This window comes from Psychromicrobium silvestre (genome assembly GCF_013408295.1).
Classification (GTDB): domain Bacteria; phylum Actinomycetota; class Actinomycetes; order Actinomycetales; family Micrococcaceae; genus Renibacterium; species Renibacterium silvestre.
Genome location: NZ_JACBYQ010000001.1, coordinates 111,527 through 129,120 on the forward strand (window position 1 = coordinate 111,527; position 17,594 = coordinate 129,120).

A 17,594-nucleotide genomic window follows, 5' to 3' on the forward strand; every position below is an offset into this window, starting at 1 on the left:
GGGTCAGGGGGTCGCAGGTTCAAAGAGAGCGGAATTCTGGGACAATTCATCAGGATTTCGCAATAAGTCGTTTACCAAGTGACCAGATTCATGCCTAGGCTGTTGGCGATAGTCCGGGTTGAAGTGAACAGCATGTCTGCTGAGCAGAGGTTCCCCCCCCTGATCATGCACTGATCCGCAGCCAGTCGTGTGCCCGGTGATGACTGCCTGGATCATACCCACAGCGCCAACCGTTCCGTTAGAGAGCGGCATGAGGACGGGTCCACCACTGTCACCTTGAATAGTGGCGATCTGGCCTGCCGTCTGCTGGTAGGCCTCAATAGTATTGGCGCCACCGTAGCCATCGTTCCACCAGTAGTTCATGCCGATGATCTTGATATTGCAGTGAACTCCTGAGTTACCACCACTGGTGCAGACCCTGTCACCTAGAGCAACGTCTTGGAACCCCGAGACCCCTTTTGCGTATCCCGCACTGTTGTTCCAAACGCCGTCGAACATCCATTTGCTCCCGGTTCCGTCAAGCAGAGATGCTTGGCCGTCGGGCGAATCCCGGAGTTCATAGCCTACATAGACTCCTGGGTTATCGCGATCGTAGTACGAGCCCTGTGGACAGTGCCTGGCAGTAACCGCATAAGTGCGTCTACTGTCCGCGAGCGAGAAACCTGTGCTGCAAACATGACCTGATTCGATCATGTAGCCACCAGAGTCGAACGGCGCGGTGTCATTGGAACGAGTTGCGGTCGCGGGAGTCGTCCGGCGGTTATCGGTTACTCGCACTGGTCCGCCTGCGGCTAACTGTACGATTTCTGACACTTTGCTTAGATTCGGTGTCAGCTGGTCAAGCGGGTGGCCTTCAATGGCAATGGCCCCGTCGTCGTCGCGCACACCGGCGATTCCATCAATTTGGAATCCAAGTTCCGCAAGGACCTTGCTCTGAGCATCAATTTTTGTAATGGCAGTCCGGATTTGCGGTAAGGAATATGGCCGCTCTGAAAAGGTTGTGATTATTCCACGCGATAGCCCCTCAGCGAGGACGGTTTCACGTAAACGAGATGGTCCTTTCCAAAGAATCTTCGTGGACAGGTTTTCTGCGTCGTTGACCTGCTCGACATAGCCCGCCTCTTCAATACCGGGCACCAAGGCGACCCAATGCTTGAAGTCCGATAATTTTTGTTGGTTAGCTATGAAAGTAGGACCAGAATTAGCGATGAAGCTATCTATCTCGCTGAAACCTGGAATGTTAGGCGAGGTACTTGCTGCAAGAGCGGTGCCGCTTCCGATCCCGGTGGATACCAGGAAAGCCACTGCCGAAACACGGACTGCATACGATATGAATTTCAACTTGTCCCCCGTTTGATTAGTTCACACATGGGTCGGATACAGATATTTTGTTTTGGTCCAGGATTCAGTCCGCGGGACAGTCATCTGCTTTTGAAGCTAAGGGTGTCCGTTCCGCTGGTCCAGGTCAACACATTTTGGCTAAAGGTCATGGTTATGGGCTGTTTCAAAAACTGCATCATCCATTGCTGTTGCTGTGACTGGTCTCCTACACATCCCGCCGCTCCAACGGCAAGCTTCCCAACAGTGAGAGAGTTTCCGCTAAGAGTTGCAGGCCCGCTGATCGGGTCACATGGAGTTTTTGCGGTGAACTGAAGCCCGCCATTGACAGATGTCAGACCCACGATGAGCCCGCCTTTCGCGAGCCAAGGCAAAACCACGCCATGTGATGCACCTGAAACGCTGACATATTGAGAGCACGGAGTCGCGGGAAGGAAAACGGCACAGGATTCCTGAGGCGGTGTAGAACTGCTTGCAGACGGCGTGTTCACCGCCGTTCCTGGTCCACCAACCGGACCAGATCCGCAGGAAGTTAGGAGCAGACATAGGAATAACGCGGAAAATGCTTTTGACCACCACAGAAAATGCTTCATCGAACCCCCTGAATTGGGCTTGCTCGAAAGCTACGCGCAGATATGCGACCTGTCAAGGTTTTCACGCTGTAGCCAAATGTTGTATTTTTAATCTGGGTTGTTATAAAGGCAGCCAGGGTGATCAAATGGGTACACATCAATTGGTCCTGGCGAACTCATGTGAGGCTGACATAATCACTTAACCGTCGCCGATTCTCACAGTCGTTGTTTCGGTGCTTTCTCACGGACAGTCCGTTGACCCGCGAACGCACCTACCCCAACGCCGGCGGAGCGAGATGCGTCGAAACCCCGATCCTATTCCACAGGTTGATGGTGCCGATGGCCAGAATCAGATCGGACAGCTCGCGCTCCGAGAAGAGCCTTGCCGCTTCCTGCCAGGTCTTTTCATCCACCCCGGAGGAAATGAAAGTCACCTGCTCGGTGAGGGCGAGGGCAGCCCGTTCACGGTCGCTGAAGAAGTCGGTCTCCCGCCAAGCGCTCACCGCGAAGATCTTGCGGCTAGGCACGCCAGTTTTCTCCAGGTCGGTCGCATGCATGTCCACGCAGAAGGCGCAGCCGTTGAGTTGGGAAGCGCGCAGTTTCACCAGATCCAGCAGCACATGGTCGATGTTCTTGGTGACGTACTGATCCAGCGCCGCAACTGCCTTATATCCTTCGGGGGCATGTTGATGAATGGGGAGTCTAGTCATAATTCCTCCTATTTAATGGCTGTCCGGGACGTCCCGGACAGCCAACATGGCGATAACCGGGAGGGCTTTTCGATGATGGTTCCAGCCTATCCGAGCCCATGGTGAAAGCTCGCCCGGACAGGAGCTAAGCAAACACAAGAGGCGGCATCAAATCGAAAATCCCTAAGAATCAAACCTCTCAGCTGCCACTGACAGTTTCCCCTCGAATCCTGCAAACTAGACTGTGCCGCCTGGCTTAGCTCGCCGTCGTACACAAATTGTCGCAGCCGCACGGCGCGGAAACTCACCAGTGCCAGGCCTGGCCGCCCACGTTCTTGATGGTCCGTTGTAGCACCGTAATGGTGGTCACGAAGTCTTCTTCGCTAATGCCGTGCATCCGCTCGGCCTGAAGTTCGGCTTGCAGCCCAGCTGCCCGAGCGAAGATTTCAAAACCAGCCTCGGTGGGAACAAGCAGCTCACCGCTCTCCACCAGCCAGCCCTTCGATGCGGAGGACGCAATCGCGATTTCAATGGCTTCCAGGCTCTCATTAGGCCCCACCACCTCAACCATCGCCGCACGCTCGATCCCCTCAGGGTGCTGCGAGAGCTGATGCAGCACCCACCATTCCGGTTGGCTGACGCCAAGGCCCGCGAGTGCGCCGCGCGTGCGGTTACGAATTGCCTCCCCGGCGCGCGCAGTCCAGAACCCTAGCGGTTGACGAATGGCTGGCTGCATAGGCTTTTCATTGTCCATAACAAGGACCCTAGAACCTCAAGTCTTCTTGAGGTCAAATGCTCGGCCAAGTTAGCGTTCCCGCCGAGAAGAATCCTAAGGACGATCGACGAGCGGACCAAGACCCAGAGTTCGGAGAGTCAGCTCGGCCATCTCCAGGTGCCCTGCCGTATTCGGATGCCGCGGATCGTCGAGCCAGGGGATAGGTTCCTCGGAACCAAAAGCCTCCGACCAATGCGCGTAGTGGTCCACCAGAATCGCCCCGGACTCCGAGGCGATATCCCGGGCAATCTGGGCATAGTCTGCCAGCAGCGGATGCTTCTGGCTTGCGCTCAGCGACATCGTGACCGGGGTGTGCAGGATAACTTGCGCGCCGCCGTCGAGAGCCCGCCTGGCCAACTCACTCAGGGACGAACGGAAACCCTCAAGATCAGGACTTTTAGCATCATTGGTGCCGAGCGAGATGCTAACCACCTCTGGGTTGAAGCGGCCAACCAGGTGCTCAAAGCTGCCGAGCACCTTGGGTGCCGTCCAGCCGGACACCCCGGTATTAATCACCACATCGCTCAGCCGGTCGAGCTGCCAGCGGATTCTCTCGTGCAGATGCTCCACCCAGCCGCGGGCACCGTGCGTGTGCAGCACCGCCTGAGTAATACTGTCGCCGGTAAACACCCACGTCATGGGCGCTTCGCTCAACTGAATAGACATCTGTACTCCTTAGATCGAGTTAGATCGGCTTAGATCGAGACCTGTGCCCTCTGATCCTCTCATCTAGACACCCGGCGAGTTTTTCGCTGCAAGCTAGGCATCCGACCAGCAACTCTCTTTCCACCAGGGCTGCCAGCTGCCTTTGAAAAACAAGAAAGCGGCCGCGCATTGCCGCCTGCAGTTCAAGCGCTGAACGCAGAATGCTGAATGCTGGCGACGGCGCTTGGCGCAACGCGCCACTGAGCCTCTAACGATTACTTCGTTTATCACCTTGATGGGTCACCTTCCGCTTCAACCTGAGTAGCTCGGCTAACCGGGGATTGTCGTTCCCTGGATTGAGCTAGGGTCCAAGGTCAAGGCGTGATATTTTCTCGACTATGGGTACTTGGGATGCAGGAAATTTTGACAACGATGACGCTATGGATCAGTTGGGCGGCCTGGTCTCTGAGATGGTCCAGAAAATTGAATTTGCGATCGATAATGAGCTGCTTGAACCGGATGAAACGCAAGGAGTTTGGCTGCCCTGCCAGGTTGAAATCTTGACGTTATTCGCCCAACGGTTCAACGTGACCCTGCCATCGGTCGAAACGATCACGCGATGGCGGGACGAATACATTGAGGTGTGGGAAGGCTACATTGACGAACTGGAACCGGACCCAGACTATCGACGGGAGCGCAGGACAGTCCTCGACTCAACGTTCAATGATGCGATCCAAGAGAGCGCCAAGCAGCATAGCCCCTGATAGGAGTCGAGCCCGCCCTTCCGCCGCGGTGATCGTTTCAGCCTCTTCGTTAGGGTGCGCAAGATGGTCGGATGTGACAATGGGGGAATGACGAATGAAGACGCTAAGAAGCCCACAGCTGGGGTGGTTGAGTGGCCTGAGGACTTCTACGAAATGCTGGATCTGATCCGGCAGCGTCCAGCCATGTACACCGGGCAAACTAGTCTTCGTGCTCTCGATACTTGGCTGAAAGGCTTCTCCTTCGCGCGTCAAGTAGCTGCGCTTCCTGCACTTCCTCATGAAGAGCACTTTGCTGGGTTTGACCGGTTCATTCAAGGTCACTACAACTGGCGAGATTCCGGTGGCTGGGTCGCAAAAATCGAGTACTACGAGCGTGACGGCAAGCACGCGCTGGATGAGTTTTTCCGACTCCTTGACCTATACAGATTGACCAGTTCAGATTGACCAGTACAGACGGCTAAGAACGGGTAGCTAAGAGAAGACGCTCCACACGGCCTAGCTAGCCCTTCTTGCGCGATTTGAGCCAAGGGAAGAGCGAACCGATGATCACTCCCACCACGAGAGCCACCAGAATCACCACCCAGAGCGGGGAGTTCACTGTCCAGAACAGCAATTGCACCCTGGCCGTGCCGAGGTTAGTGAAGACGAAGATCAAAGCGAGCGCGGTCAGCACGACGGCGGAGATCACCGTGGGTGTCAGCCAAGCCGAGCGCTTTGCTTCTGGGCCGCTGGGTGAGGTTGCCATCAGGATGCCTTTCACTCGATAGGTGCAGATCTTGCTTCAAGCCTAGACCTTGCCGAGGAGAACACTGGCAACAAACAGCTAGACCGACGCCGTTCCCCGCAGCACCCTCACGCACGATCCGGAGACAGCTGCTCGAATCCCTTGCCCGGAATCCCAGGCGGTGACCCGCAACTGACTGGGCCTGCCCAACTCAAGGCCCTGAACGACGTCGAACTCGCTTTCCTTGCCGCCACTTAGCGAATAGAGCAGACCAGCCAAGGGGGTATTGGCGCTTCCCGTCGCCGGGTCTTCTGGCGTTCCGCTGAGCGGAGCGAACATCCTGGCTCGCAGCAGCGAGCCCTCACGTGCATAGAGATGCAGCGAAAATCGTCCGCCCGGCTGAGGGTTCGCAGCTTGGGCGGCTTGGAAGGCTGACAGATCCGGCCTGGCCCGGGCAAGCGCCTCCGGGGTGACTTGGGCCAGGATGAAGGCGTTCCCCATTGAAGCCAGGACGGGGGAGTGCGCGCTAAGAACCACATCCTCCGCCGAAAGGCCCGCGCAGGCCGCGATGCTCTCCGCGGCGAGCTTCGCGCCGAGGCTGAGCGGCTGTGGCGCGGTCACTCCGGCACTCAAGACAGTACCGGCAGCATCCCGTTGCACGGTGACCGTGGTCAGACCTGCCGGCAGTTCGAAACGGATCGCCCCGTCCTGATCCAAGCCGCGAGTAGCCAACACGAAGGCCGCACCAACGCTGGGGTGCCCGGCAAAGGGCATCTCAGATTTCTTACCGAAGATCCGCAACCTTGCCGTATTCGCGGGGTCCTCGGGTGGCAGCACAAAAGCCGTCTCACTCAGGTTGAACTCCGCAGCGAAGGACTGCATGAGCTCGTCACTCATCCCTTGGGCATCGGTAAAGACTGCCAATGGATTCCCACCGAATCTACTGCCGGTGAAAACATCCACGGTGACGAAATCGAATTCCATAACCCTTGTTCCCTCTGCTCACTCCGGCCTAGCCTACCGGCAGCGATTAGGAGATCATCGCGTCCACGGATTTGCTGAGCTGTTTCAGAATGAACTTCGGAGCCAAGCGGTTCATGAATCGCAGCTGCGCGCTTTGGCCGGGGCAGATTTCCAGCACATCCTTGGCTAAGCCATCAATAGCCACGGCAACCATCTCCTGTACCGGCATGACCTTGGTGCCTTCCATATCGCGGCCGTCAAAGCTGTCCAGCAGCGGCGTTTCGGTGGCGGGCGGCAGCAGCTCGAAGACCTTGACTCGGCTGTTCTTGAGCTGAACTCGCAGCGATTGAGTATAGGAATGCACGGCAGCCTTGGTGGCGCAGTAGACCGGGGAGATGGGTAGCGGAACAATGGCTAGGCCGGAGGAGACATTCATAATGGCCGCCTCGGGCTGCGAGGCCAGCAGCGGTAAGAACTGGGCGACCATCCGGATTGCGCCAATGAGGTTGGTATCGACTTCCTGGGTCAGCCCGGCCAGATCATCCGTTGACTTGTTTAAGTTGATGCTGCGCATCTGCCCGGCGTTATTGATCAGGATATTGAGATCCGGAGCAATGCTCTCGACCTCTTCGAACAAGGCGGTGATCGCCGCGGGATCACTGACATCGCTCACGATGGTGACGAGCCCTGGCAGGCGATCCTTGGCGGCGTCCAACTTTGCCTGATCGCGGCCGGTGATGATGACCTTATTGCCCCGGCTGGAGAGCTGGGTGGCCAGTTCGAATCCAATGCCACTGGCGCCGCCGGTGATCAGGACGGTGTTTCCGGAAAGCTTCATGCGGGTGGTGCTCCTTTTGCTTATTCGCCGCGAAATACGCGGGCGAGCTGGCCGCCCAGCACTTCTGCAGCGAGATTCAAAACTGGGTCATGAGCAAGAATGCTATATGAATCGTATAGTTCCTACAATGTGATCGAGGTATTCTTTTGCTATGCCTTCACGTAGCTACGGTGAAATGTGCCCGGTCGCTCGTTCGCTCGACGTGGTGGGCGAACGTTGGACCTTGCTGATAGTGCGGGAGCTGCTGCTCGGGCCAAAGCGCTTTACCGAGCTTCTCAACCAGCTCCCCACAATGGGGACCAATCGGTTGTCCGAACGCTTGTCCGCGCTACGTGGTCACGGAATTATTGAGCGGCATTCATCAGAGGCCTCAAATACTGTCTCGCTCTATGAGTTGACGCCGCTAGGGGAAGGCCTGCGTCCCATAGTGCTGGGCTTAGCGAGGTGGGGCTTCGGTCTACCTGTTGCGGAGGCCCCGAGTGCCCCGCCCAGAGCCGAGCTGATCGCCTTAGGACTCTCCGCCGCCGCCGTGCCTTCGGCGGAAACTCAGGAGATCTACCAATTTCGCATTGGGGCGGAGCAATTCCATATTTCGGTCGACGGTGCCAGCGTACGAGCACGGTCGGGAGTCAGCCCGGAACCGGTGGCCGCTACTGTTGCCGGCAGTCTTGACGCCTTTCTAGCCGTGGTGTCCGGAGATATTGCACCCGGTCAGACGGGTGGTTTGGAGATAACGTCCGACGCCGGAGCTCGGCTCAGGGTGGCCAATCTCCTGAGCGCGGTGGCGGCTGCCCAATAGTGGTGGTGTAGGGACAGAGAGGTCGCTACACTTGCGCCATGACTGACACACCATCGCTTTTCGACTGGGCCGGCGGCGCGGAGGCCTTCCGACGGTTGATCGATGCTTTCTATAACCGGGTGGAAGGCGATGAACTATTGAGCCCGCTCTTTCCCGGTGGGGTTAGCGAGGCACATCGGGCGCATGTCACGCTGTGGTGGATCGAGGTTTTTGGTGGTCCAGCCAGCTATACCGAGGAACTCGGTGGTTACGAGCGAATGGTCAATCACCACCGCAATCTGAACATCAGCCAGGAGCAGCGGTTCCGCTTTGCCTCCTTGATGAGCTTGGCTGCCGACGATGCGCAGCTGCCGGATGATCCCGAGTTCCGGGCGGCCTTCGTGGGGTACGTCGAATGGGGGACTCGGCTGGCGTTGTCCAACTCTCAGCCCGGCGCCAAGGTTGCCGAGCATGCGCCAACGCCGCGCTGGGGCTGGGGAGTGGCGCCGCCGTATCAGCCCTAAGCCCGCCGTGTGGTGCCATTCGCCTTGAACAAAACCAGCCTTGCGGAATGCGTTAGTGATGACTAACCTATTACTATGCTCGATCTGCTGGAGGTGGCGTCCGAACCGAACCGCCGTCGCCTCTTGCAGCTCCTCGGCTCAGGTGAACGGACGGTGAGCGAACTCAGCGAGAATTTCTCGGTAAGTCGCTCCGCCATCTCACAGCATCTGTTGCTGCTCGCCGAAGTTGGCTTGGTGTCCGCCCGTAAGGAAGGACGCAATAGGTTCTACGCCCTGAAACAGGACGGTATGGCTCGCCTCAAGGCGGATATCGACTCGTTCTGGACGAATGAACTCGACCTCCTGGTGGCCGAGGCGCTGGCCCTCAACTCCCATTCCCTTCAAGGAGATTCCTAAATGTCTTATGACAAAACAGTCACCCTTCCGGTCAGCCCGGATGCGGCTTTTGAGCTGATCACCCGGCCGGAGCGGCTACGCCGCTGGCAAACCGTTGCAGCCCGCGTCGATCTGCGTGTTGGCGGTGAATACCGCTGGACCATCACGCCCGGACACAACGCCGCGGGTACTTTCACCGAGATCGAGCCGGGTAAGCGGGTTGTCTTCACCTGGGGTTGGGAGGGCGACGGCGAGCTGCCGCCCGGTGCTTCCACGGTCTCCATTACGCTGGAGCAAGTTCCGGAAGGTACCGCGGTCCGCCTAGTCCACGAAGGCCTGAACGAAGCACAGTCTGCGAGTCATGCCGAGGGCTGGAACCACTACTTGGAGCGGCTCACCGCGATTAGCACGACCGGCGACGCCGGACCCGATGAATGGGCAGCGGCCCCGGACCCGATCGATGAACTCAGTAGTGCGGAAGCGGCTCTGGCCGTGGTGCTGCGGGTATTGCGCGGCGTCACCGAGGAAGATCTGGACAAGCAAACACCTTGTGCGGACTTCACCGTGGCTCAATTGGTCGAGCATCTGCTCGGCTCGGTGAACCACATTGGTGGTGCGCTGGGAGCCCAGCTCAGTGATGACGCAAGCGCCGCCGTCGAAGTTCGGATCGCGGATGCTGCACAGCCCACCTTGGAAACCTTCCGCGCTCGCGGCCTTGAGGGCACCGTGGATATGGGCTTTGCCCAGCTTCCTGCACCCATCGTGGCGAACATCCTCAATATCGAATTTCTGATCCACGCCTGGGACCTGGCCACCGCCACCGGGCAGTCCATCGCCGTCGCCCCTGCCCTGTCCGATTATGTCCTCGGTCTTGCCCAAGCCACCATCACCCCTGAGCAGCGCGAGCGAGGCAGCTTCGCGGAGGCCACCGTGGTGGATGAGACGGCCAGCAGCCTGGAACGCCTGATCGCACATTCCGGACGCGCCGTACCGGCAGCAAACTAGCGACGCCGGAATCACAGAGACCACTGAAGAAAGATACGGAACTATGGCTCACGCCGAGAGCAAGATCGTCATTAGCCGAACCGCAGATGAAGTTTACGGATTTCTGGCCGACGGGCTGAACAACAAAGCCTGGCGTTCCGGGGTTCAGCAGATTGAGCTGAAAAGTGGCAATCCGGGTGAAGTCGGTGCGGTGTATCGCCAGATCCTCAGTGGCCCGGGCGGTCGAGCCATCGACGGCGACTATGAGATCACTGTGGCGCAGGTCGCTAAGGAACTTCGGTTCCAGGTGGTGGCCGGACCCGCTCGACCAGTGGGTGCCTAGACAATGGCTTCCGAAGTCGCTCAGCTTTCCACCCTCAAGAACGTGCTCGAATCCTGAAGTACCACAACAACTAACTGAAAGAAGTGTGATTGATATGCCAACTCGTGACGAAGCGTGGCCCCAAGGAACTCCCTGCTGGGTCGATGTGCAGGTCGATGATCTGGAGGCTGCACGGGCCTTCTACTCCGGGCTTTTCGGCTGGGACATCCAGGACAGTTCCGAAGATGCTGGCGGCTATTTGATGGCCTCGCTCAAAGGAAAGTCAGTGGCGGGTCTTGGCCCGAAGCCGGAAGGCATGCCGGTTCCTTCCGCTTGGACCACCTACCTTGCGGCGGATAGCGCCGACGAAGTGGCAGCCAAGATCACCGCGGCCGGTGGGCAGAACTTCATGCCGCCCTTCGATGTGATGGATGCGGGCCGGATGTTTGTGGCCACCGATTCCACCGGAGCTGCCTTCGGCGTTTGGGAGGCTAAAACCCATACCGGTGCCGGAATCTTCAATGAGCCCGGAGCCTATGTTTGGAACGAGCTACACACCCGCAACTATGCGGCGGCGAAGAAGTTCTACACCGAGGTCTTTGGCTACTCCTACAACGAGGTTGGCGACGGCGAGCACATGATCTACTCGACCTTCGCGCTTCCTGGTGCAGCCGGCCCGGAGGACAATGTTGGCGGATTTGGCGATGATTCTAAACAGCCTGGCGAAGGTGCCTACTGGCTGACCTGGTTCGCCTCCGATGACACCGAAGCAACCATTGCTAAGGCTCAGGAGCTCGGAGCCACCGTGATGATGCCCGCGGAGGAGACTCCTTTCGGTCACATGGGTATCGTGGCTGGGCCGCAGGGAGAGGTTTTCGGCGTGATTAACGTCGGGCGTACCCAGGCTCCGGCCGCGCAGTAATCTCCGATAGCAGGGCCCCGATGTTTGGCAGCGCCGTTGGGTGCAGGCTGGGCATTGGGGCCTCTTGCTTTAACGAGGATTCTTAACGACGGCTCTAGCGGCGACGATGCAGTTGATCAAGTTCCTGCAGCGCCGTGGTAAAAGCCTTTGCTTCCGTTCCGAGTTGGCCAAAGAACGTCTGATCCACGGCTTCTACCTCGGCATTCGCCCGATTCGCCAACGTGCGTCCGCGTTGGAGTAGCCCTCGCCGCAACTGGTATCTCAGTTTGTTTCGGCGGTTAGATCGAGGATGTCAGGCACAGCCGGGAGCGCGGTGATTTTCTTATAGTGGACCCGACGCCGGAGAGGGTGGAAATCGCCGTCCTCCGTGCCGGAGGCTCCCTTTTGCCGGGTGGGGCCTGTCCTATTTCTAAGCTGACTGCTCGCCGTACGTGTTCGGCCGTGATGCGGTGCTGATTATTTACATACTGCGCACGCTCATCAAATGAACGGCAGGGGTGGGGTCGTTGCACTTGACTTTCTGGAAGCGTTTCCGAATACTTAGGCATATGCCTAAGTATTCGGAAACGCTCGACCGGATGTTTCGCGCGTTAGCTGATAGCAGCCGTCGCGCGATGGTTGAGCGTTTGGTGCACGGCCCCGCCTCGGTGACCGAATTGGCGAAGCCATTCGAAATGTCCCTGCCAACCGTCGTCCAGCACTTAGGAGTTCTTGAGACAGCTGGCATCGTCAGCTCAACGAAACTCGGACGGGTACGCACCTATCAGCTGAATGCTGAGGCTCTGACGCCAGCGGCGAACTGGATCGGTGAACAGCGGCTTCCCGTGGAAGTGCGACTGGACCGGCTCGGAGCGTTTCTCGAAAACTCAGTTCAAGCCAAGAAAACCCCAGCTAAGAAAAACCAGGACAAGGAGTCCAAAAAATGAGTAATGACACCGAACGCAGCCAAGTCCACGCGACCTTCGTCGTCGAGCGCGAGTATCCGGCACCCATCGAGCAGGTATGGCGGGCGCTCAGCGACAATGAAGCCAGGGACCATTGGTTTGGCGGAGGATCAGCCTTTGATACAGAAGAAAAGTCCCATGATTTCCGGGTCGGCGGGCACGGTGTTGAAGCGGGGCAATGGCATGGTGGACCGAAGTCCCGATTCTTCTCCACCTACACCGATATCATCGACCAGCAGCGCATGGTCTTTACCTACGATATGTGGGTCGATGATCAGCACCTTTCCACTTCCTTGACCACTATCGCCGTCGAAACCCAGGGGAGCGGGACCCTGTTGACCTACACCGAACAAGGCGTCCACTTCGATGGCCTGGACAGTGTGGAGGGTCGTGAAGAAGGCACCAAGGGGCTGCTCGATATTCTGGGTAGCTATCTCAGTGGAGGCCAGTGATCACCCTGTGGGCTGCACATCCTCGAAGTCCCGGGCCGAACGAGCAGGGCTGAGGAGTAAGAAGATCGGAGCCAGCGCTGTGCCGACCACCAGCGCCAAGAGTAAAGCGCGCGGGCTGCTGGCGCTCGCGACCAAGCCTGCGGCCAAGCTGCCCAGGGGGAGAGCGCCCCAGGAAACGAAGCGGACCGTGGCCATCACCCGGGAGAGTAACTCCGGCGGGCTGGCGAGCTGCCGGTAGGTACGAGTGGTGGTACTGAAGACCACCACTCCGGCCGCAAATAGCGCATTTCCCAGGGCAAAAAGAAGCCAGCCGGTGGCTCCGGAACCGCAGGGAATCAGGGCGGCTCCAGCCACGGCAAACAGTCCGGCTAGTAGGCAAGATCTGGCTGAGCCAAGTTGTTGCACCAGTCTGGTGCAAAGAGTTGCGCCGATCAGGGCGCCAACGCCCTCAGTGGCGAGCAGTAGCCCGATGAGCGAGGCTGGGGTATTCAGTTCGTGCACCAGGTAGAGGGGAAAGAGAGTGAGTTGGGCGCCGCAAACGAAATTAATTGCGGTGGCTGACCACATGCAGGGCCCCATCACCGGGTGCCGAATCACATAACGCCAACCCTCGGCGATTGCTGTTCTCATGGGAGTTTGGGATACCCGTCGAGGTGCCTTGCTGCTGGGGATGGACCACAGTAGTAATCCAGAGATCAGGTAGCTGAAAGCATCGGCCAGCGTGGTCAGCACTGCGCCGAAGAGCTGGACTAGTAAGCCGCCCAGTGAGGGGCCTGCCATGCTCATTGCGGCGTCCGTCCCGCTCATTAGGCTATTGCGCTTCTGTAGTTCGGACGAGGGCACGATGGAGGGAAGAAAGACCGAGTTTGCGACGTCGAAAAGGACGGTGGCGAAGCTCATCACCAAGGAGACCAGGATTAGTTGAGTGACGCTGAGAACTCCGAGCAGCCAGGCGACCGGAATGCTGGCCAGCGCGATGCCGCGGAGTAGATCAAGGCTCACCTGAGTTGCCTTGAGTGGGAGGCGCTCCACGATCACTCCGGCTGGCAGACCGATGACTAGCCAGGCGACATTCGCCGATGCCGCTATTAGACCCAGCTGCAAAGGGCTGGCCTGGAGGGTCACTAGTGCCACCAGTGGCATGGCGACCGTGCTGATCGCAGATCCGAGACGGGTGGTGCCGGTGGCCACCCAGAAGCGCCAGAAACGCGCCGTGCTGGTGTCTGGGTGTTCCTGGGTGACTACTTCCATCAACGCCTCCAAGTCAGTTCCATTATGGAACTTAATAAGTTCCATAATGGAATGTACTACACTCGGATCGAAAGCGTCGAGAAGGAGGCGGCTGATGAAACAGGAGGATCTGCGCGACGCCGATTGTGGCATCGCACAGGCTGCCGCGGTGATCGGCGACTGGCAATCTCTCTTGATTCTTCGTGAAGTGGCCGGCGGAAACGCCCGTTTTGAAGGGATCCAGCGAGAGCTAGGGATTAGCAGGAGGGCGCTCACCGAGCGGCTACTTGCCCTGGTGGAGGACGGCGTGCTCCACAAACAGCAGTACCTGCCGAGGCCGCCACGCTTCGATTATCTGCTCACCCAAAAGGGCGAGGGCTTCTTACCAGTCCTCATCGCTTTGCAGGATTGGGGAACCCGTCATATCGCTGGTGATGGGGAACTGACCGCCACTACCAGCCCCGGATCGCTGGAGTTCCATCGGGTGCACGAGCTGATCGGGACTGCTCTTCCCGCACTGGCGCTCCCTGGCCACGATGGAGAGCTTCACCCCTTGGCGTCAGCGTCTTGGCAGGTGCTCTATTTTTTTCCGGGCGCTTATGCACCCTCTGAGAATGGTTATCCGCGGGGTTGGGAGCGGATTCCAGGTGCTCCCGGATGCACTCTGGAATCCAAAACTTTTGCCCAGCACTATGGCAGTTTTCAAGCTCTCGGGGTTGAGGTTGCGGGCGTCAGTATGCAACGCCCTGATCAACTCGAAGCCTTTGCGAAGTGGGCGGAAATACCTTTTCCCTTGCTTTCGGATCAGGACGGCAAGCTGGCTGCCACGCTCCGACTGCCCACTTTCCGAGCCTCCGGGCTGGATAGGTTCAAGCGGTTTTCCCTCATGGTCGATCCTGGCGGGATTATCGGGGAAGTGCAGTTGCCTATTACGGATCCGGCGGGGTCGGTGACCGAAGCACTCGGATACTTCCGGGAACAGCTTTCGGTGTCTCGGTAAGGCGGGTGTCTCGGTAAAGCGGGTATGGAGAGAAATGGAGTGGAAATGGACAACAAAGGCTCGACGCTACCAATTGTCTTCGTGCACGGTTTAGTTGGAGGTCTCGCCGATCCAGAATGTCTTGAGCACCTGGATGCCGTCCAGGTGATTAGCCCGGACTTGCAGGGCTATGGCTGCAATCAGCAATTCCAGAACATTTCGATTGAAGGCCAGGCGCTGGAGCTTCAGCGGGCCATAGAGCAGGCGGGCATCAACGGGGCGGTTAACCTGGTGGGCCACTCAGTTGGCGGGGTGATTGCCGCGGCCTTTGTGCAGCAATATCCGGGTCGGGTAAAGTCCTTGGTCTTTGCCGAAGGGAACTTCACCCTGGTCGACGCTTTCTGGTCAGCGAGGCTGGCGGAAATGACCAGCCAGGAAGCGGCCGCCTCGCATCAGGAAAGCGTCCAGCATCCCGAGGCGTGGCTTGCCCAGGCTGGGGTTCTAGTGACAGCCGGTCGATTGCGGAAGGCTCGTGAAGCCTTGGCCTATCAACCGGCCGCGACGAGGCAGGCGACCGCGCGCGCCGTCGTCGAGTATACCCGGCGACCCGAATATCAGGTGCTCCTAAAAGAGGTCTTCGATCGGGTTGAGGTGCATTTGGTGGCGGGGGAACGATCCCGTGCCGACTGGGATGTCCCAGCCTGGGCGCTCCAGCGGGCGAAAAGCTATGCCGAGATTGCCGACACCGGGCATTTGCTCATGCTCGAAGCTCCGGAGGAGTTCGCTGGGGCGATCAACGCCGCCTTCCAGTAGAGACGTCAGTTGATTGTGGTGCCGCCGGGTAGGCATTCTCGATCAATTCGAGCCGCTAAGCCGATAAAAACGCCTAAAGTCCTACCCGGCTGCACGCTTCTACTTGGATCTATTCGAAGCTGAGCGCCTCGCCGGTCTCAAGCAGGGACTTAAGGCTCGCCAGAATGCTCGGCCAGCCCTGGGAGATGCCCGCAAGAATGGCGCTGCCGTCCTTGAATCCGGTCTGCTTGACGGTGAGCTTCACCAATTCACCGAGCGTCTCCAGCTCGAAGCCGACCACTGAGCGGTCCTCCGAGCCCATCGCGATGAAGTCCTCGCTACCGCCACCTACCGCGTCAATAAACTCCGGAGTGACGGTGTGCCAGGTGTAAGAGAGTCGATGCGGCGGCTCGGAGATCAGGATGGTCTGCTCTGGGTCGGCAATCGAGATGCCTGCCACTTCCCAGGTGATGGTTGAGCCGGTCTTCCAATCGGAGATTAGGGCTACATGCCAGTATTGCTTGGTGAAGGCCGGCTCGGTCAGAGCCTGCCATAGTTGCTCCGCCGTGGTTTTGATGTAGGTGACATAAAGGAACTCGGGAGAGGTGCTCATAGCGGGTTGCTCCAATGCTGTTTTGAGATCGGCGAGTACTTCCACTCGTCGGCGGTCATAACGGGTGATCCATCGATCGGCGATGGCGTTGATTGGTTCGGCGTTGAGGAAATGTAGCTTCTCTCGGCCTCGCTGCACGGTGGCAACCAGATTCGCGGTCTCAAGGATGGCGAGATGCTTGCTCACCGATTGCCGGGTCATGCTGAGTCCGGCACAGAGTTCGCGGAGCGTCTGGCCATTCTCTTGATTGAGGCTATCCAGTAGAAATCGCCGATGTGGATCCGATAATGCGCGGAACACATCGTCGAACGCATTGCCGGGTTCGTTCATGGGTTTTGCTCAATGATCGTTTCGCTGCTGGATGCCGGGTAACATCTGCCCAGAATAGGCAGCCATTCGGCTGCATGTCAAGAAGATCGACTCGCATTGCTAAGTAAATGTGCCAGTGGCGCTCCCGAGGCGGTGAGGGCTCTGGCTGTGGCGGTAATGAGCTTTTGCATGGCCGCGGCGGCATGGGTTGCCTGCACATCGGCGCGGCTCGCAATGCTGATTGTCCGGCTCAGGTGCGGTTCTGTGAGGCGCGTTGAGCTGAGTAACGGGCGGTCTAGGAGAACCATGGCAGGCACCACTGCGACTCCCATACCTCGTTCGACAAATCGCAACACTGCGTCCATCTCCGCCCCTTCAAGGGCGACGACGGGGGTCAGCCCCGCGTTGCGGAAAGCCTGATCGGTGGTGGTACGCAGGTCATAGCTCTCGGAGAAGACAATTTGGGGGAGCCGGGATAGCTCACTAAGGCTGATCGTGCCTCCGGAACTGAGGGGACGTTGCGAGGCCGAGGAGATCACCACCAGCTCCTCGGTCAGCAGAGGCGTGCGGTTGAGGCTTGCCGTCGTTGGCCGCCCGCTTTCGGTGGCTGTAATGAGCGCCAGGTCGAGCGCGCCCTCGTTGAGTTCCTCAGTCAGCCCGCGGGAGCCGCGCTCGGTGAGCTGAAGTTCAATCCCTGGATGCGCGGTGCGGAAGGCGCTGAGTACCTCGGCGACCAGGCTGACACACAGTGTGGGGGTTGCGCCGAGTCGCACCCGTCCTCGGCGAAGCCCGATAAGTTCTGCCATTTCCCGACGTGCTGACTCCGCGTCGGCGAGCATGCGTCGAGCTAACGGTAACAACGTCTCGCCCGCAGCGGTGAGGGTGATGTGTCCGCGAACTCGGTGAAAAAGACCCACTCCGAGATCGTGTTCCAGGGTGGCGATTTGTCGGCTGAGCGAGGGCTGCGCTAGATGTAACTCTTCGGCGGCTCTAGTGAAGTGCCCTAGCCGTGCCACCGTGTCGAAGCCGCGTAGCTGTTCGAAGTTCATGACGATAGCTTAT

The 17,594-nt window shown here is 58.7% G+C and carries 23 protein-coding genes; 12 read left to right on the top strand and 11 right to left on the bottom strand.

Annotated features, from left to right (window positions below; translation table 11 throughout):
- Positions 1–3 precede the first annotated feature (3 nt).
- From FHU41_RS00510 to FHU41_RS00530, 5 genes are all read right to left on the bottom strand, one after another.
- Entirely contained in the window at positions 4–1,305 is a 1,302-nt protein-coding gene (locus FHU41_RS00510) for a chymotrypsin family serine protease (RefSeq protein ID WP_179387725.1), read from the bottom strand.
- Positions 1,306–1,421: 116 nt separating this feature from the next.
- A complete protein-coding gene (locus FHU41_RS14830) occupies positions 1,422–1,931 on the bottom strand; it encodes an META domain-containing protein (RefSeq protein ID WP_218846886.1) in 510 nt (169 codons plus the stop codon).
- A gap of 251 nt (positions 1,932–2,182) precedes the next feature.
- The gene (locus FHU41_RS00520; protein WP_179387726.1) at positions 2,183–2,620 is read right to left on the bottom strand and encodes a carboxymuconolactone decarboxylase family protein; all 438 of its coding nucleotides are present in this window, start codon (positions 2,618–2,620) and stop codon (positions 2,183–2,185) included.
- A gap of 283 nt (positions 2,621–2,903) precedes the next feature.
- Positions 2,904–3,353, bottom strand: a complete 450-nt coding sequence (locus tag FHU41_RS00525; RefSeq protein WP_218846887.1) for a MarR family winged helix-turn-helix transcriptional regulator — start codon at positions 3,351–3,353, stop codon at positions 2,904–2,906.
- A 75-nt stretch (positions 3,354–3,428) separates the two neighbouring features.
- Positions 3,429–4,040, bottom strand: a complete 612-nt coding sequence (locus FHU41_RS00530; protein WP_179387727.1) for an SGNH/GDSL hydrolase family protein — start codon at positions 4,038–4,040, stop codon at positions 3,429–3,431.
- A gap of 377 nt (positions 4,041–4,417) precedes the next feature.
- On the opposite strand from FHU41_RS00530, the gene FHU41_RS00535 reads away from it, so the two are divergent.
- Positions 4,418–4,783: a DUF4259 domain-containing protein gene (locus tag FHU41_RS00535; RefSeq protein WP_179387728.1), complete on the top strand. Its 366-nt coding sequence runs from the start codon at positions 4,418–4,420 to the stop codon at positions 4,781–4,783.
- Between the two features lie 87 nt (positions 4,784–4,870).
- Positions 4,871–5,227 carry a hypothetical protein gene (locus FHU41_RS00540; RefSeq protein ID WP_179387729.1) on the top strand — a complete coding sequence of 119 codons (357 nt, stop codon included), beginning with the start codon at positions 4,871–4,873 and terminating at the stop codon, positions 5,225–5,227.
- Positions 5,228–5,282: 55 nt separating this feature from the next.
- On the opposite strand, the gene FHU41_RS00545 is transcribed toward FHU41_RS00540, so the two are convergent.
- From FHU41_RS00545 to FHU41_RS00555, 3 genes are all read right to left on the bottom strand, one after another.
- Positions 5,283–5,528, bottom strand: coding sequence for a lipopolysaccharide assembly protein LapA domain-containing protein (locus FHU41_RS00545; RefSeq protein ID WP_179387730.1), 246 nt, complete (start codon positions 5,526–5,528; stop codon positions 5,283–5,285).
- A gap of 78 nt (positions 5,529–5,606) precedes the next feature.
- Entirely contained in the window at positions 5,607–6,491 is an 885-nt protein-coding gene (locus FHU41_RS00550) for a PhzF family phenazine biosynthesis protein (RefSeq protein ID WP_179387731.1), read from the bottom strand.
- A gap of 46 nt (positions 6,492–6,537) precedes the next feature.
- Positions 6,538–7,308 carry an SDR family oxidoreductase gene (locus tag FHU41_RS00555; RefSeq protein ID WP_179387732.1) on the bottom strand — a complete coding sequence of 257 codons (771 nt, stop codon included), beginning with the start codon at positions 7,306–7,308 and terminating at the stop codon, positions 6,538–6,540.
- Between the two features lie 151 nt (positions 7,309–7,459).
- Here FHU41_RS00555 and FHU41_RS00560 point away from each other — a divergent pair, with 151 nt between their 5' ends.
- From FHU41_RS00560 to FHU41_RS00595, 8 genes are all read left to right on the top strand, one after another.
- Positions 7,460–8,107 (top strand): winged helix-turn-helix transcriptional regulator, encoded by a 648-nt coding sequence (locus FHU41_RS00560; protein WP_179387733.1) that lies wholly within the window; start codon positions 7,460–7,462, stop codon positions 8,105–8,107.
- Positions 8,108–8,145: 38 nt separating this feature from the next.
- Complete coding sequence (locus FHU41_RS00565) at positions 8,146–8,610, top strand: group II truncated hemoglobin (RefSeq protein ID WP_179387734.1); 465 nt, start codon at positions 8,146–8,148, stop codon at positions 8,608–8,610.
- 75 nt (positions 8,611–8,685) lie between these two features.
- A complete protein-coding gene (locus FHU41_RS00570; RefSeq protein ID WP_179387735.1) occupies positions 8,686–9,006 on the top strand; it encodes an ArsR/SmtB family transcription factor in 321 nt (106 codons plus the stop codon).
- Positions 9,007–9,990 carry a TIGR03086 family metal-binding protein gene (locus FHU41_RS00575; protein ID WP_179387736.1) on the top strand — a complete coding sequence of 328 codons (984 nt, stop codon included), beginning with the start codon at positions 9,007–9,009 and terminating at the stop codon, positions 9,988–9,990.
- Between the two features lie 43 nt (positions 9,991–10,033).
- Positions 10,034–10,312, top strand: a complete 279-nt coding sequence (locus tag FHU41_RS00580) for an SRPBCC family protein (RefSeq protein ID WP_246279391.1) — start codon at positions 10,034–10,036, stop codon at positions 10,310–10,312.
- 94 nt (positions 10,313–10,406) lie between these two features.
- On the top strand, positions 10,407–11,213 hold the full coding sequence (locus tag FHU41_RS00585) for a VOC family protein (RefSeq protein WP_179387737.1): 807 nt from the start codon (positions 10,407–10,409) through the stop codon (positions 11,211–11,213).
- 548 nt (positions 11,214–11,761) lie between these two features.
- Entirely contained in the window at positions 11,762–12,139 is a 378-nt protein-coding gene (locus FHU41_RS00590; protein ID WP_179387738.1) for an ArsR/SmtB family transcription factor, read from the top strand.
- Positions 12,136–12,609 (top strand): SRPBCC family protein, encoded by a 474-nt coding sequence (locus tag FHU41_RS00595; RefSeq protein ID WP_179387739.1) that lies wholly within the window; start codon positions 12,136–12,138, stop codon positions 12,607–12,609. The genes FHU41_RS00590 and FHU41_RS00595 overlap by 4 nt, the downstream gene beginning before the upstream one ends.
- Here the strand turns inward: FHU41_RS00595 and FHU41_RS00600 are convergent, their stop codons facing one another.
- On the bottom strand, positions 12,610–13,860 hold the full coding sequence (locus FHU41_RS00600) for an MFS transporter (RefSeq protein WP_179387740.1): 1,251 nt from the start codon (positions 13,858–13,860) through the stop codon (positions 12,610–12,612). It lies immediately after the preceding gene.
- Positions 13,861–13,954: 94 nt separating this feature from the next.
- Between FHU41_RS00600 and FHU41_RS00605 the strand changes: the two genes are divergently transcribed.
- Both FHU41_RS00605 and FHU41_RS00610 read left to right on the top strand, forming a co-directional pair.
- Entirely contained in the window at positions 13,955–14,839 is an 885-nt protein-coding gene (locus FHU41_RS00605) for a winged helix-turn-helix transcriptional regulator (protein WP_179387741.1), read from the top strand.
- Positions 14,840–14,884: 45 nt separating this feature from the next.
- Positions 14,885–15,631, top strand: coding sequence for an alpha/beta fold hydrolase (locus tag FHU41_RS00610; RefSeq protein ID WP_179387742.1), 747 nt, complete (start codon positions 14,885–14,887; stop codon positions 15,629–15,631).
- A 109-nt stretch (positions 15,632–15,740) separates the two neighbouring features.
- Here FHU41_RS00610 and FHU41_RS00615 read toward each other — a convergent pair whose 3' ends face one another.
- Both FHU41_RS00615 and FHU41_RS00620 read right to left on the bottom strand, forming a co-directional pair.
- A complete protein-coding gene (locus FHU41_RS00615) occupies positions 15,741–16,553 on the bottom strand; it encodes an ArsR/SmtB family transcription factor (protein ID WP_179387743.1) in 813 nt (270 codons plus the stop codon).
- 77 nt (positions 16,554–16,630) lie between these two features.
- A complete protein-coding gene (locus FHU41_RS00620) occupies positions 16,631–17,581 on the bottom strand; it encodes a LysR family transcriptional regulator (protein WP_179387744.1) in 951 nt (316 codons plus the stop codon).
- Between the last annotated feature and the right edge of the window lie 13 nt (positions 17,582–17,594).

Bases quoted from the DNA above. Each gene is read 5' to 3' on its own strand.
- FHU41_RS14830 (WP_218846886.1), bottom strand. From the start codon at position 1,931: ATGAAGCATTTTCTGTGGTGGTCAAAAGCATTTTCCGCGTTATTCCTA.
- FHU41_RS00520 (WP_179387726.1), bottom strand. From the start codon at position 2,620: ATGACTAGACTCCCCATTCATCAACATGCCCCCGAAGGATATAAGGCA.
- FHU41_RS00525 (WP_218846887.1), bottom strand. From the start codon at position 3,353: ATGGACAATGAAAAGCCTATGCAGCCAGCCATTCGTCAACCGCTAGGG.
- FHU41_RS00530 (WP_179387727.1), bottom strand. From the start codon at position 4,040: ATGTCTATTCAGTTGAGCGAAGCGCCCATGACGTGGGTGTTTACCGGC.
- FHU41_RS00535 (WP_179387728.1), top strand. From the start codon at position 4,418: ATGGGTACTTGGGATGCAGGAAATTTTGACAACGATGACGCTATGGAT.
- FHU41_RS00540 (WP_179387729.1), top strand. From the start codon at position 4,871: ATGACGAATGAAGACGCTAAGAAGCCCACAGCTGGGGTGGTTGAGTGG.
- FHU41_RS00545 (WP_179387730.1), bottom strand. From the start codon at position 5,528: ATGGCAACCTCACCCAGCGGCCCAGAAGCAAAGCGCTCGGCTTGGCTG.
- FHU41_RS00550 (WP_179387731.1), bottom strand. From the start codon at position 6,491: ATGGAATTCGATTTCGTCACCGTGGATGTTTTCACCGGCAGTAGATTC.
- FHU41_RS00555 (WP_179387732.1), bottom strand. From the start codon at position 7,308: ATGAAGCTTTCCGGAAACACCGTCCTGATCACCGGCGGCGCCAGTGGC.
- FHU41_RS00560 (WP_179387733.1), top strand. From the start codon at position 7,460: ATGCCTTCACGTAGCTACGGTGAAATGTGCCCGGTCGCTCGTTCGCTC.
- FHU41_RS00565 (WP_179387734.1), top strand. From the start codon at position 8,146: ATGACTGACACACCATCGCTTTTCGACTGGGCCGGCGGCGCGGAGGCC.
- FHU41_RS00570 (WP_179387735.1), top strand. From the start codon at position 8,686: ATGCTCGATCTGCTGGAGGTGGCGTCCGAACCGAACCGCCGTCGCCTC.
- FHU41_RS00575 (WP_179387736.1), top strand. From the start codon at position 9,007: ATGTCTTATGACAAAACAGTCACCCTTCCGGTCAGCCCGGATGCGGCT.
- FHU41_RS00580 (WP_246279391.1), top strand. From the start codon at position 10,034: ATGGCTCACGCCGAGAGCAAGATCGTCATTAGCCGAACCGCAGATGAA.
- FHU41_RS00585 (WP_179387737.1), top strand. From the start codon at position 10,407: ATGCCAACTCGTGACGAAGCGTGGCCCCAAGGAACTCCCTGCTGGGTC.
- FHU41_RS00590 (WP_179387738.1), top strand. From the start codon at position 11,762: ATGCCTAAGTATTCGGAAACGCTCGACCGGATGTTTCGCGCGTTAGCT.
- FHU41_RS00595 (WP_179387739.1), top strand. From the start codon at position 12,136: ATGAGTAATGACACCGAACGCAGCCAAGTCCACGCGACCTTCGTCGTC.
- FHU41_RS00600 (WP_179387740.1), bottom strand. From the start codon at position 13,860: ATGGAAGTAGTCACCCAGGAACACCCAGACACCAGCACGGCGCGTTTC.
- FHU41_RS00605 (WP_179387741.1), top strand. From the start codon at position 13,955: ATGAAACAGGAGGATCTGCGCGACGCCGATTGTGGCATCGCACAGGCT.
- FHU41_RS00610 (WP_179387742.1), top strand. From the start codon at position 14,885: ATGGACAACAAAGGCTCGACGCTACCAATTGTCTTCGTGCACGGTTTA.
- FHU41_RS00615 (WP_179387743.1), bottom strand. From the start codon at position 16,553: ATGAACGAACCCGGCAATGCGTTCGACGATGTGTTCCGCGCATTATCG.
- FHU41_RS00620 (WP_179387744.1), bottom strand. From the start codon at position 17,581: ATGAACTTCGAACAGCTACGCGGCTTCGACACGGTGGCACGGCTAGGG.